Genomic DNA, 12,923 nt, shown 5'->3' on the forward strand with positions numbered 1-12,923 from the left:
GGAGGGTGGTTGGCGGAGCCTCTGCAGCGGCCTCCTGTTTATCGTGGTTTATCGATCCCTTACTTCATGTATAGACAAACATTGGGCACTCGCCTCATCGCGATGCCACACTATTGGAGCTACCAGCTGTCAGACCGTCATCCGGTGATGGCTATTCGCCGTTCCCCTGATAGACTTCAAACACTTTCACCCATGTGTTGTCAGGCTCGGTTCAGTAGTACAGAGGCCTCTATGGAAAAAAAGGGAGGAAAGGGACTTTCATTGGCCAGGAGGCTGTATGGGTCGCGCATCCTGGGTCTGGCCCTTGGACTATTGTGTGTCGGTGCAGGGATGTATCCACTCGACCCCGCGCCCTGGGTCTGGGTGGTGATGCTGTTCAACGGCGTCATCTGGCCGCATGTGGCCTATCAATGGGCGCGTCGGGCGAAAATTCCTTATCACGCCGAACACCGCAACATTCTGGTGGACGCGTTTCTCGGCGGTTTCTGGGTGGCCGCCATGCAGTTCAATCCGCTGCCCAGCGCAGCTACGCTGTCGATGATGGCGATGCACAACGTGGCCATCGGTGGCTTGCGTTTTCTGTTGGCGGGTGCCGTCGCGCAGGTGCTCGGGATAGGCCTCGGGCTGCTGGTGTTCATGCCGGCTTTTGTCCCGCAAACCAGTCCATTTCAGCTATACGCCTGTTTACCTTTGCTGTCGATTTATCCGATGTCCCTGGGCTGGGTCTGCTTCCGTCAGGCCCACACCCTCGGCCGACACAAGCGCGAGTTGCTGGCCCTGAGCCGCACCGACAGCCTGACCGGTCTGCTGAATCACGGTGCCTGGAAAGACCAGCTGGACATCGAGTTTCAGCGTTGCCGGCGCCAGCAGAAGGGCGGGGCGATTGCGTTGATCGACATCGATCATTTCAAGACCATCAACGACACCTACGGCCATGTCGCCGGGGACATCGTCTTGCGTCAGCTGAGCAAAATCCTCAAGCAGAACCTGCGTGCCGCCGATGTCGCCGGACGCTATGGCGGCGACGAATTCTGCGTGCTGCTGCCGGACCTGCCGCTGGAGCGCGCCGCCGTGGCGATGGATGCGCTGCGTGCTCGTTTCGCCACGTTGGGTTACGAGCAGAACCCGGCGCTGAAGGTCAGCTTGAGCATCGGCCTGGCGGCCTTCAACCCGGACCATGACGACGCGACCCTGTGGCTCAACGACGCCGATCAGGCGCTCTACGAAGCCAAGACCACCGGGCGTAACCGCGTCATCTGCCATGGCGACGGCAAGCCGCGTAAAGAGTTGCTTGATTCTGTGTAACCCAATAACCACACAAGCCCGCACACAGGGGATGTGCGGTGAATCAAATCTGTATGTGTCGCATCCGGTGTAGAGCCTTGCGTCGTAGTCAGGTAGGGTCTAAAGACCCCGACACGAAACAAGGATCGATTCATGACGTTCAAGCTCCCGCGTTCCTTCCTGGCCACCAGTCTTGGCCTGACCCTCGCCCTCGGCGCCTTCACCCCCGCAGCCTTCGCCGAACCCCACAAACAAGTCCTCGCCGATGCAGAACAGTACAAGGCTGAAGCCCTGAAACTGCTGGAACGGCTGGTGAACATCGACTCCGGCTCCGGCTATGAACCGGGCCTGACCCAGGTGAGTGACATCGCCATCGAAGAGTTGAAGAAACTGGGTGCCACCATCGAACTGGTGCCCAACACCCCGGACGAGAGCAACCATGTGCTGGCTACCCTCAAAGGCACCGGCAAGGCGAAGATCCTGCTGATGGCGCACATGGACACTGTGTTCAAGGAAGGCTCCGCCGCCGAGCGCCCGTTCCACATCAAGGACGGCCGCGCCTATGGGCCGGGCGTGATGGACGACAAGGGCGGCATCGTCGCCGGGATCTACGCGCTGAAAGTCCTCAAGAACCTCGACTTCAAGGACTACGCGCAGATCACCTTCCTGCTCGATGCCAGTGAGGAAACCGGCTCGGACGTCGCTACTGACCTGATCAAGAAAACCGCCAAGGCCCACGACGTGACCCTCAACCTCGAACCGGGTCGCCCGGCCGATGGCCTGGTGGTCTGGCGCAAAGGCAGTGCTACCGCCGTGGTCGAGGTCAAAGGCAAGGCTGCGCATGCGGGCGTTGCCCCGGAATTGGGGCGTAACGCTGCCATGGAAGCCGCGCACCAGATTCTGCAACTCGGCAAACTGGGCGATGAAGCGAAGAAAACCACCATCAACTTCACCGTGCTCAAGGCCGGTGACCGCACCAACGTGATTCCGGATCAGGCTACGGCCAAGGCTGACGTGCGGGCGGCGGTGCCGGAGGAATTCGACCGGATCGAAAAGGACCTTGCGCGGGTGTCGAAGGACAAACTGATTGCCGATACGCAAGTCACCACCAGCCTCAAGCGCGGCTTGCCACCGATGCCGCAAACGGCGGAATCGGATCGCTTGATGGCCATGGCCCAGGGCATTTACGGCGAAATTGGCCGCAAGTTGACGGAAGAAGGCAGCGGCGGGGCGGCAGATGCGAGTTTGTCCGCGGGTGTTGGTACGCCGACGCTGGACGGGTTCGGGATTGTCGGCGGCAATATCCATACGCCTGAGGAGTACGCCGAGGTCGAAAGCGTGGCGCCGCGGATTTATTTGCTGTCGCGGATGATTATGGAATTGGCCAAGCGGTAATCGGCCAGATCGTCAGGGCCCTGTGGTGAGCATTGCCCAATGCGGAACCCGCTCCCACAGGGATTTTCAGTGTTTCGGCTTACTGCGTATTGCCTACTCGATCGGTGTATCGACAAACACCTCAAGCCTTTCGGCATAAGCCGTAAACGCGTTGATCAGTGGAAACTGCTTGGCCTCCACCTGATCCGGCACCACCAGGTTGGTAAAGCTCCAGGCCACCGCCAAGCTAATCCCGTCCTGCGCAATCGAGCCGTCGGTCTTCAGCGGCTGTTTTTCCAGCTCCCGCTCCAGCGCCGAATACGCCGCCGCCAATTGCCCTTCGACCCGTTCCACCCAAGGCGTGTACTGAATTTCCGCTGGCCGCAGGTTGCGTTCGTAGTAAAGCTGTACCGACTTCTCGCACGCCGCCAATGCCAGGCCGATCAGCCGCAGCGAGCGCAAGCGTTGAACCGGATTGTCGGATATCAGGCTTTTACCCGGAGCGGCCAAGGCTTCGAGGTAATCGATGATCAGCGTTGAATCCATCAACACCTCACCGTCATCCAGCACCAGCGTCGGCGCCTTCACCACCGGGTTGATCTGCTGGAACTGCTCGAAGTGCCTGAACACCGAAACCGACGCGTGTTCCAGCGGGATGCCCAGGCATTTGGCGGAAATGGCGACGCGCCGCACGTAGGGCGAATCCAGCATGCCGATCAGTTTCATTGAGCCTCTCCTTACAGACGGTCCTTGGGGAGGGACAACCTTAGCCGAGGTTCAGCGACCTGCAAGCGGTTTCGCGCTAATTCTCAGGCCTATTGTTCATCCTCGAAGGCTAATCCTCAAAACCTGCCTGTTCATGAATCTCATCGACCTTCAATTCCAGTCGATAAGCCACGGCGATGAACAGCGCCTGGCACAGGCACAAGGTGGCACTCAATGAACGGAAGGCAAACGAGCTGCCCTCGTTGACCAGCAGCACGGTGTTGGCGCGCTTGGCCAATGGCGAGAGGTTGCTGTCGGTGATGATCAGGGTTTTCGCCTGATGGTGCTGGGCGATGCGCAGGCAGTGCTGGGTTTCCTTGCCGTAGGGCGTGAAGCTGATGGCGATCACCAGGTCATTGGCGCGCACGCTGCGCATCTGTTCGCGGTAGCTGCCGCCAAGGCCCGACACCAGGTGGATGCGCTTGTTGGTGTGTTGCAGGTTGTAGACCAGGTAATCGGCCACCGCAAACGAGCGACGCACCCCGACCACGTAGATGTTATCGGCATTCACCACCAGGTCCACGGCCTTGTCGAAAGCCTGGTCATCGAGTTCCAGCCCCAAACGCTCGATACCCGACAGGGTGGCGTTGATGCATTCGCGCGCCAGGTCGCCGCCGCTGGCCTTCTGCGACTTGTTGGCGATCATGCTGCGGATGCGTTGCTGGTAGTTCTGCACCGGCGTGGTCTTGTGGGTGTAGGCCTCGCGAAACAGCGCCTGCATTTCACTGAACCCGCTGAAGCCGAAGCGCTGGGAAAAGCGCACGATGGCCGACGGGTGCACTTCGCATTCGCGGGCGATGTCGCTGATGCGGTCGACCATGATCCGGTCGCTCTGCTGGCTCATGTAGCTGGCGATGCGTTTGAGCTGGCGCGGCAGACTTTCGTACTCCTCGGTGATCAGCTGCAACAGACGCTCGGCATTGATCGGAGGGCTGGCGAGATCGCTGTCGGGCGAGCTCTCGGTCGTAGCCGGCTGATCGGTGCGGGACATAGAAAATCCTTCTGGCTTGTTCTTATAGGAATGACGGTTCTCGTCATCCCCTGACAATAGGTTGGCTGTGCGCAGTCTACAGGGTAGGCCGGAATAAAATCTTGAGCTTGCAATCGGCCTGGGGTCTGCTGAAACGATGCACGGTGTCTGGAACGCTTGTATCAAAGTTTATTGGAAAAAATATTCCACGTAAAAAATATATAGAATAAATATTGATTGTTCGGCCCCGGTCGTTTTAGTCTGCATCCACCAAGAGTGTTCGGCGCCTTCATCGCCCCGAACGCAGGCTGATAAAAATAACAGGAGCCAGCATGGGCCAGACTCGTTTTGCCAGTGGGCGTCAATTGGATCTGATTTGCCTCGGACGCCTTGGCGTCGATCTTTATGCGCAACAAGTCGGGGCGCGGCTGGAGGATGTGAGCAGCTTCGCCAAGTACCTGGGCGGTTCGTCCGCCAACATCGCCTTCGGCACCGCGCGGCTGGGGCTGAAGTCGGCGATGTTGAGCCGGGTAGGGGACGACCACATGGGCCGTTTCCTCGTTGAATCCCTGGTCCGTGAAGGCTGCGACGTCAGCGGCATCAAGGTCGATCCGGAACGCCTGACCGCCATGGTCCTGCTGGGCCTCAAGGATCGCGAAACCTTTCCCCTGGTGTTCTATCGCGAAAATTGCGCCGACATGGCGTTGCGCGCCGAAGACATCAGCGAAGCCTTTATCGCTTCCAGCAAAGCCCTGCTGATCACCGGCACCCATTTCTCCACCGACGGCGTCTACAAGGCGAGCATTCAGGCGCTGGACTATGCCGAAAAGCATAACGTCAAACGGGTGCTGGACATCGACTACCGCCCGGTGCTCTGGGGTCTGGCCGGCAAGGCAGACGGCGAAACCCGTTTCGTCGCCGACCAGAACGTCAGCCAGCACGTGCAGAAAATCCTCCCGCGTTTCGACCTGATCGTCGGCACTGAAGAAGAATTCCTGATCGCCGGCGGCGCCGAGGATCTGCTCACCGCGCTGCGCAATGTCCGGCGCCTGAGCGCGGCAACCCTGGTGGTCAAGCTCGGCCCGCAAGGTTGCACGGTGATTCATGGGGCGATCCCGGTGCGTCTCGAAGACGGCGCGATCTATCCCGGTGTGCGCGTCGAAGTGCTGAATGTGCTGGGGGCCGGCGATGCCTTCATGTCGGGTTTCCTCAGTGGCTGGCTGGAGGACGCCAGCGACGAGCGCTGCTGCCAGTTGGCCAATGCCTGCGGCGGTCTGGTGGTATCGCGCCATGCCTGCGCCCCGGCGATGCCGACCCGCGCCGAACTCGATTACCTGTTCAACAGCCCGGTGCCGATCACCCGGCCGGATCAGGACGTGACATTGCAGCGTCTGCATCAGGTCAGCGTGCCGCGTAAACAGTGGAAGCAACTGTTCATTTTTGCCTTCGATCATCGCGGGCAACTGGTAGAGCTGGCCCACAAGGGCGGGCGCGACCTGAGCGCCATCTGCGAGCTCAAACAACTCTTTATCAAAGCCGTGGAACGGGTCGAGGCGGATTTGCGTGAGCAGGGCGTCGACGCCGATGTCGGCTTGCTGGCCGATCAACGTTTCGGCCAGGACTCGCTGAACACCGCCACCGGTCGCGGCTGGTGGGTGGCGCGGCCAGTGGAAGTGCAGGGTTCGCGGCCATTGGCGTTCGAACACGGGCGCTCGATCGGCAGCAACCTGATCGCCTGGCCGCAAGAACAGATCATCAAGTGCCTGGTGCAATTCCATCCCGACGACGAGCCTCTGCTGCGTCTGGAGCAGGAGGCGCAGATCAAGGGCCTGTATCAGGCCTCGCAGGTCAGCGGGCATGAATTGCTGCTGGAGATCATTCCGCCCAAGGATCACCCATCACCGCATCCGGACGTGCTCTATCGCGCCCTCAAACGCCTCTACAACCTGGGCATCTACCCGGCGTGGTGGAAGATCGAAGCGCAAAGCGCCGAGGAGTGGAAACAACTCGACGAGCTGATCCAGGAACGCGACCCGTATTGCCGTGGCGTGGTGCTGCTGGGCCTGAATGCCCCGGCGGCGACCCTGGCCGAAGGGTTTCAACAGGCCAGCCAGAGCCAGACCTGCCGTGGTTTCGCCGTGGGCCGGACGATCTTCCAGGAACCGAGCCGCGCGTGGCTGGCCGGTGAAATCGACGACGAAGCGCTGATTCGCCAGGTGCAGGGCACCTTCGTCGAACTGATCGATGCCTGGCGCACGGCCCGAGCCTGAACAAAGTCATGTGGTCGATTGGGCTTTTTGTGGCGAGGGGGCTTGCCCCCGTTCGAGTGCGTAGCACTCGCTATTTTGGGACCGCTTCGCGCTCCAACGGGGGCAAGCCCCCTCGCCACAAGAGCGCCACTGGCCACAGATGATTGGCCGAATTTTTTAGAGAAAACAATAAAAGGTGCAGCCATGCCCGCTATCCGAATTGGCATCAACCCGATCTCCTGGAGCAACGACGACCTGCCGTCCCTCGGTGGCGAGACGCCGTTGAGCACCGCCCTCAGCGAAGGCAAGGACATTGGCTACGAAGGCTTTGAACTCAACGGCAAGTTCCCCAAGGACGCCAAAGGCGTCGGCGATGTGCTGCGGCCTTACGACCTGGCGCTGGTGTCGGGCTGGTATTCCAGCCGTCTGGCCCGCCGTTCCGTGGCCGAGGAAATCGACGCCATCGGCAGCCATGTCGAGCTGCTGGCGAAGAACGGCGCCAAGGTGTTGGTCTATGGCGAAGTCGCCGACTCCATTCAAGGCCAGCGCATTCCACTGGTCGAGCGCCCGCGTTTCCACACCGAGCAGGCCTGGCAAGAATACGCCGACAAACTCACCGAACTGGCGCGTTTCACCCTGTCCCAGGGCGTGCGTCTGGCGTATCACCATCACATGGGTGCCTACGTCGAATCCCCGGCCGACATCGACAAACTGATGGCATTGACCGGCAGCGAAGTTGGCCTGCTGTTCGATTCGGGCCACTGCTACATGGGCGGCGGCGAACCGCTGCAGGTGCTGCGCAAACACATCGAACGGGTCTGTCACGTGCATTTCAAGGATGTGCGCAAACCGGTGGTGCAACTGGCGCGCAACAACCTGTGGAGCTTTCCGGACTGCATCATCAACGGCACCTTCACGGTGCCTGGCGATGGCGACATCGACTTCGGCGCCTTGCTCGACGTGCTACTGGGCGCCGATTACCACGGCTGGCTGGTGGTGGAAGCTGAGCAGGATCCGGCGGTGGCTCCGAGTTACGTCTACGCCAAAAAAGGCTACGACACCTTGCGTGCCTTGCTCGACGAGAGGACCGCGCGATGAGCCTGTTGGTCAAGAGCAATGCCCGCGGTCGGACCATGGTCGAGCTGGGTCAGGGTGAGCTGGAATACGTCGGTTTTGCCGCCTACCGCCTGAGTCTTGGCGAAACCCTTCCGGTCAGCGCGGGCGACAAGGAATTGTGCCTGGTGCTGCTCAGCGGTCGGGTCGGCATCAAGGGTGAAGCACCGGGGCAGGGCGCGTTCGACTGGGACAACATCGGCGATCGCCAGTCGGTGTTCGAAGACAAATCGCCGTTCGCCGTGTATTTGCCACCCGGCAGCCAGGCCCAGGTGGTGGCGTTGAGCGACGTGCAAATCGCCGTGTGCGCGGCGCCCGGTTCCACCGCCGAAAACCTCGTCCCAAGGCTGATCAAACCCGACAGCATGAAACGCAGCGTGCGCGGCAAGGGTGCCAACACCCGTTATGTCTGCGACATTTTGCCGGACACCGAGCCCGCCCATTCGCTGCTGGTGGTGGAAGTGCGTACGCCGTCCGGTCACTCGTCGAGCTACCCACCGCACAAGCACGACACCGACGATCTGCCGCACCAGAGCTTTCTCGAAGAAACCTATTACCACCAGATCAACCCGCCCCAGGGCTTCGTGTTCCAGCGGGTCTACACCGACGATCGCAGTATCGATCAGGCCATGGCGGTGGAAAACAGCGATCTGGTTGTGGTGCCCAAGGGTTATCACCCGGTCAGCGTGCCCTACGGCTATGAGTCGTATTACCTGAACGTGATGGCCGGCCCGAAACGCGTCTGGCAGTTCCATAACGATCCGCAGCACAGCTGGCTTCTGGATCTCTGAATTACAACGCCTGAATTCAAACATTCGAACGGAGAACAAGAATAATGAGCGACGCCCCGGTCATAGGCCATTACATCGACGGTCAGCTGCAGGACAGTGGTAGCGAGCGGTTCAGCAATGTCTTCAATCCGGCCACCGGCAGCGTTCAGGCGCGGGTCGGGCTGGCCAGCCAGAAGACTGTGGATGAGGCCGTCGCTTCGGCCATGAAGGCGTTCCCGGCCTGGGCCGAGCAATCGTCCCTGCGCCGTTCGCGGGTGATGTTCAAGTTCAAGGAATTGCTCGATCGCCATCACAACGAACTGGCCGAAATCATCAGCCGCGAACACGGCAAGGTGTTCTCCGACGCCAAGGGCGAAGTGACCCGTGGCATCGAAATCGTCGAATACGCCTGCGGTGCGCCGAACCTGCTGAAAACCGATTTCAGCGACAACATCGGCGGTGGCATCGACAACTGGAACCTGCGCCAGCCATTGGGCGTCTGCGCGGGCGTTACGCCGTTCAACTTCCCGGTGATGGTGCCGCTGTGGATGATCCCGTTGGCGCTAGTCACCGGCAACTGCTTCATCCTCAAACCGTCTGAGCGTGATCCATCCGCCAGTTTGTTGATGGCTCGTTTGCTCACCGAAGCCGGGTTGCCGGACGGAGTGTTCAACGTGGTCCAGGGCGACAAGGCGGCGGTCGATGCCTTGCTGCAACACCCGGACATCGAGGCGATTTCCTTTGTTGGCTCGACGCCGATTGCCGAGTACATCCACCAGCAAGCCACCTCGCGCGGCAAACGCGTACAGGCGCTGGGCGGTGCGAAGAACCACATGATCGTCATGCCCGATGCCGATCTGGATCAGGCGGCGGATGCGCTGATCGGCGCGGCGTACGGCTCGGCCGGTGAGCGTTGCATGGCGATTTCGATTGCCGTGGCTGTCGGTGATGTCGGTGACCAGTTGATTGCCAAACTGTTGCCGCGTATCGATCAACTGAAGGTCGGCAATGGCATGCAGGGCGACAGCGACATGGGGCCGCTGGTGACTGCCGAACACAAGGCCAAGGTCGAGGGTTTTATCGGCGAAGGCGTGGCCCAGGGCGCGCAGCTGATTGTCGATGGGCGCAACTTCAAGGTGCCGGGCGCCGAGAAAGGCTTCTTCGTCGGCGCCACGCTGTTCGACAAGGTCACGACCGAGATGAGCATCTACCAGCAAGAGATCTTCGGACCGGTGCTGGGCATTGTGCGCGTGCCGGACTTCGCCAGCGCCGTGGCGCTGATCAACGCCCATGAATTCGGCAACGGCGTGTCCTGTTTCACCAGCGACGGCGGCATCGCCCGCTCGTTTGCCCGCAGCATCAAGGTCGGCATGGTCGGCATCAACGTACCGATTCCGGTGCCCATGGCCTGGCACTCGTTCGGCGGCTGGAAGCGCTCGCTGTTCGGTGATCACCACGCGTATGGCGAAGAAGGCATTCGCTTCTACAGCCGCTACAAAAGCGTGATGCAGCGTTGGCCCGACAGCATCGCCAAGGGCCCTGAATTCAGCATGCCGACAGCCAAATAATTCACGTGTGCGGAGAACAACAAAAAATGAGCAAACCCCTGCGTTTCGCCTTGAACCGTATGGTCGCCCCACGTTTGTCCCTGCCGGCGTTCATCGAGTTGGCGGTGACCCTCAAGGCCGACGCCATCGAGATTCGCAACGATCTCAAAGGCGTCGAGATCGAGGATGGCACCGCACCCGAACACGTCCGTGAGCTGTGCGCGGCCAAAGGCATCACTGTGCTGTCGATCAACGCGCTGTATCCGTTCGATGTCTGGAATGACGAGCGCCGCGCACACGCCCTGAAGCTTGCCGCTTATGCCCGTGACTGTGGCGCACGGGGCTTGGTGATGTGCCCATTGAACGACCGCGCCGATCCACGAACCGAAGCGCAGCGTGCGTCTGGCCTGCGCACGGCGCTGAGTGAACTGGCACCGATCCTGCGCGATCACGGCATTCTCGGCTTCATCGAACCGCTGGGTTTCGAAGAATGCTCGCTGCGGCGCAAACGCACGGCAGTCGATGCGATCAAGGCCATCGGAGGGCTGGATGTGTTTCGTCTGGTGCATGACACCTTCCACCATCACCTGGCCAGCGAGCATGAATTCTTCCCTGAACTGACCGGGTTGGTGCACATCTCCGGCGTCGAAGATGCCGAGGCGCCACTGGCGACCATTCGTGACGGCCATCGGGTGCTGGTGGGCGAGGGCGACATCCTCGGCAATGCGGCGCAGATCGACACCTTGCTCAGTAGCGGCTATAGCGGCTACCTGTCGTTCGAACCGTTTGCCGACAGCGTCCATGACCTGGCGGATATCCAGACGGCGATCGGCGCGAGCATGGATCACCTGCAGAAATCCCTGAGCTGACATCGGATTCGCATACGGAAAAGGTGCAAGCATGACCACAACAAGACTGACCATGGCCCAGGCCCTGGTGAAATTCCTCGATAACCAGTACATCGAGGTCGATGGGGTTCAGAGCAAATTCGTCGCTGGGATCTTTACCATTTTTGGCCACGGCAATGTGCTGGGGCTGGGGCAAGCCCTGGAACAGGACAGCGGCGACCTGATCGTCCATCAGGGCCGCAACGAACAAGGCATGGCCCACGCGGCCATTGGTTTTGCCAAGCAACACCTGCGGCGCAAGATCTACGCCTGCTCTTCATCGGTGGGCCCGGGCGCGGCGAACATGCTGACTGCTGCCGCGACGGCCACCGCCAACCGTATTCCCTTGCTGCTGTTGCCCGGCGACGTCTACGCCTGCCGCCAACCAGACCCGGTGCTGCAACAGATCGAGCAGTTCCACGACCTGAGCATCAGCACCAACGATGCGTTCAAGGCCGTGAGCAAATACTGGGACCGGATCAACCGTCCCGAGCAACTGATGACCGCGGCGATCCACGCCATGCGCGTGCTCACCGACCCCGCCGAAACCGGCGCCGTCACCCTGGCCTTGCCGCAAGACGTGCAGGCCGAGGCGTACGACTACCCTGATTACTTCCTGCAAAAACGCGTGCACCGCATCGAGCGCCGTCCGGCCACCGAAGCGATGCTCGGCGATGCCGTGGCGCTGTTCAAAGGCAAGCGCAAACCGCTGATCATCTGCGGCGGCGGGGTCAAGTATTCCGGTGCCAATGCAGCGTTGCAGGCCTTTGCCGAGCGCTTCGATATTCCTTTCGCCGAAACCCAGGCCGGCAAGAGCGCGGTGGTGTCGAGCCATCCACTGAACGTCGGGGGGATCGGCGAAACCGGTTGCCTGGCGGCGAACCTGTTGGCCAAGGACGCTGATTTGATCATAGGCGTCGGCACCCGCTACAGCGATTTCACCACCGCGTCGAAATCCTTGTTCAAACACCCGGATGTGCAATTTCTCAACCTCAACATCAGCCCTTGCGACGCCCTGAAACTCGATGGCGTGCAACTGCTGGCGGACGCCAGAACCGGCTTGAACGCCTTGGCCGCTGTGTTGGGCGACTATCGCTCCGGCTGGGGCGATCAACCCCGACAGGCCCGGGCGCAGCTGGACGAGGAAGTCGACCGCATCTATCAGGTCGAATACCAGACTCAAGACTTCGTCCCGGAAATCAACGATCACCTGGACCCGGCGGTGCTGCGCGAATTCATCGAGCTGACCGGTTCCTGCCTGACCCAGAGCCGGGTGCTCGGTGTGCTCAATGAAACCCTGGCCGATGATGCGGTGATCGTCGCCGCCGCCGGCAGTCTGCCCGGCGACTTGCAGCGCAGCTGGCGCAGCAAGGGCGTGAACACCTACCACGTCGAATACGGTTATTCGTGCATGGGTTATGAGGTGAACGCCGCACTGGGGGTGAAGCTCGCCGAGCCTGAGCGCGAGGTCTATGCGCTGGTGGGCGACGGCTCCTACATGATGCTGCACTCGGAGCTGGCAACCTCGATCCAGGAGCGCCGCAAGATCAACGTGGTGTTGCTGGACAACATGACCTTCGGCTGCATCAACAACCTGCAAATGGAACACGGCATGGACAGCTTCGGCACCGAGTTCCGTTTCCGCAATCCTGAAACCGGCAAGCTCGATGGCGGTTTCGTGCCGGTGGATTTCGCCATGAGCGCGGCGGCTTACGGCTGCAAGACCTACAAGGTCAACACCGTCGAGGAGCTGCAAGCCGCGTTGGCCGATGCACGCTTGCAGACGGTGTCGACGCTGATCGACATCAAGGTCCTGCCCAAAACCATGATTCACAAATACCTGTCATGGTGGCGGGTCGGCGTGGCGCAAGTCTCCACCAGCGCGCGCACTGACGCAGTGGCCAAGACCCTCAACGAACGATTGGCCAAGGCCCGTCAATACTGATTGCCCTGAAACGAACAAC

At 60.8% G+C, this 12,923-nt stretch carries 10 protein-coding genes; 8 read left to right on the forward strand and 2 right to left on the reverse strand.

What is annotated here, in order from left to right; genetic code table 11:
- The first annotated feature begins 231 nt into the window (after positions 1-231).
- Positions 232-1,305: a diguanylate cyclase gene (locus tag AC1RL4_RS24155; protein ID WP_204125644.1), complete on the forward strand. Its 1,074-nt coding sequence runs from the start codon at positions 232-234 to the stop codon at positions 1,303-1,305.
- 132 nt (positions 1,306-1,437) lie between these two features.
- Positions 1,438-2,679 carry a M20/M25/M40 family metallo-hydrolase gene (locus tag AC1RL4_RS24160; RefSeq protein WP_028941034.1) on the forward strand — a complete coding sequence of 414 codons (1,242 nt, stop codon included), beginning with the start codon at positions 1,438-1,440 and terminating at the stop codon, positions 2,677-2,679.
- A 93-nt stretch (positions 2,680-2,772) separates the two neighbouring features.
- Here AC1RL4_RS24160 and AC1RL4_RS24165 read toward each other — a convergent pair whose 3' ends face one another.
- On the reverse strand, positions 2,773-3,384 hold the full coding sequence (locus AC1RL4_RS24165) for a glutathione S-transferase (RefSeq protein ID WP_230172001.1): 612 nt from the start codon (positions 3,382-3,384) through the stop codon (positions 2,773-2,775).
- A 109-nt stretch (positions 3,385-3,493) separates the two neighbouring features.
- On the reverse strand, positions 3,494-4,414 hold the full coding sequence (locus AC1RL4_RS24170; protein WP_007939390.1) for a MurR/RpiR family transcriptional regulator: 921 nt from the start codon (positions 4,412-4,414) through the stop codon (positions 3,494-3,496).
- 311 nt (positions 4,415-4,725) lie between these two features.
- On the opposite strand from AC1RL4_RS24170, the gene AC1RL4_RS24175 reads away from it, so the two are divergent.
- The 6 genes from AC1RL4_RS24175 (at position 4,726) to iolD (ending at position 12,904) form a co-directional block, all read left to right on the forward strand.
- Positions 4,726-6,663 carry a bifunctional 5-dehydro-2-deoxygluconokinase/5-dehydro-2-deoxyphosphogluconate aldolase gene (locus AC1RL4_RS24175; RefSeq protein ID WP_230172004.1) on the forward strand — a complete coding sequence of 646 codons (1,938 nt, stop codon included), beginning with the start codon at positions 4,726-4,728 and terminating at the stop codon, positions 6,661-6,663.
- Positions 6,664-6,846: 183 nt separating this feature from the next.
- Entirely contained in the window at positions 6,847-7,740 is an 894-nt protein-coding gene (gene iolE, locus AC1RL4_RS24180) for a myo-inosose-2 dehydratase (protein WP_019649283.1), read from the forward strand.
- Positions 7,737-8,546, forward strand: coding sequence for a 5-deoxy-glucuronate isomerase (gene iolB / locus AC1RL4_RS24185; RefSeq protein WP_064617026.1), 810 nt, complete (start codon positions 7,737-7,739; stop codon positions 8,544-8,546). Before iolE ends, iolB begins: the two co-directional genes overlap by 4 nt.
- 44 nt (positions 8,547-8,590) lie before the next feature.
- The gene (locus AC1RL4_RS24190; RefSeq protein WP_018928031.1) at positions 8,591-10,093 is read left to right on the forward strand and encodes a CoA-acylating methylmalonate-semialdehyde dehydrogenase; all 1,503 of its coding nucleotides are present in this window, start codon (positions 8,591-8,593) and stop codon (positions 10,091-10,093) included.
- Positions 10,094-10,119: 26 nt separating this feature from the next.
- Positions 10,120-10,941 (forward strand): TIM barrel protein, encoded by an 822-nt coding sequence (locus tag AC1RL4_RS24195; protein ID WP_086945492.1) that lies wholly within the window; start codon positions 10,120-10,122, stop codon positions 10,939-10,941.
- Positions 10,942-10,972: 31 nt separating this feature from the next.
- Positions 10,973-12,904 (forward strand): 3D-(3,5/4)-trihydroxycyclohexane-1,2-dione acylhydrolase (decyclizing), encoded by a 1,932-nt coding sequence (gene iolD / locus AC1RL4_RS24200; RefSeq protein WP_230172007.1) that lies wholly within the window; start codon positions 10,973-10,975, stop codon positions 12,902-12,904.
- The last annotated feature ends 19 nt before the right edge of the window (positions 12,905-12,923 follow it).

The organism is Pseudomonas sp. GW822-FHT07A10, from assembly GCF_058798795.1.

What these genes read in the sequence shown, in the direction of transcription:
- iolE (WP_019649283.1), top strand. Translation starts at nt 6,847, where the DNA reads ATGCCCGCTATCCGAATTGGCATCAACCCGATCTCCTGGAGCAACGAC.
- AC1RL4_RS24155 (WP_204125644.1), top strand. Translation starts at nt 232, where the DNA reads ATGGAAAAAAAGGGAGGAAAGGGACTTTCATTGGCCAGGAGGCTGTAT.
- AC1RL4_RS24195 (WP_086945492.1), top strand. Translation starts at nt 10,120, where the DNA reads ATGAGCAAACCCCTGCGTTTCGCCTTGAACCGTATGGTCGCCCCACGT.
- AC1RL4_RS24175 (WP_230172004.1), top strand. Translation starts at nt 4,726, where the DNA reads ATGGGCCAGACTCGTTTTGCCAGTGGGCGTCAATTGGATCTGATTTGC.
- AC1RL4_RS24190 (WP_018928031.1), top strand. Translation starts at nt 8,591, where the DNA reads ATGAGCGACGCCCCGGTCATAGGCCATTACATCGACGGTCAGCTGCAG.
- AC1RL4_RS24170 (WP_007939390.1), bottom strand. Translation starts at nt 4,414, where the DNA reads ATGTCCCGCACCGATCAGCCGGCTACGACCGAGAGCTCGCCCGACAGC.
- iolD (WP_230172007.1), top strand. Translation starts at nt 10,973, where the DNA reads ATGACCACAACAAGACTGACCATGGCCCAGGCCCTGGTGAAATTCCTC.
- AC1RL4_RS24165 (WP_230172001.1), bottom strand. Translation starts at nt 3,384, where the DNA reads ATGAAACTGATCGGCATGCTGGATTCGCCCTACGTGCGGCGCGTCGCC.
- iolB (WP_064617026.1), top strand. Translation starts at nt 7,737, where the DNA reads ATGAGCCTGTTGGTCAAGAGCAATGCCCGCGGTCGGACCATGGTCGAG.
- AC1RL4_RS24160 (WP_028941034.1), top strand. Translation starts at nt 1,438, where the DNA reads ATGACGTTCAAGCTCCCGCGTTCCTTCCTGGCCACCAGTCTTGGCCTG.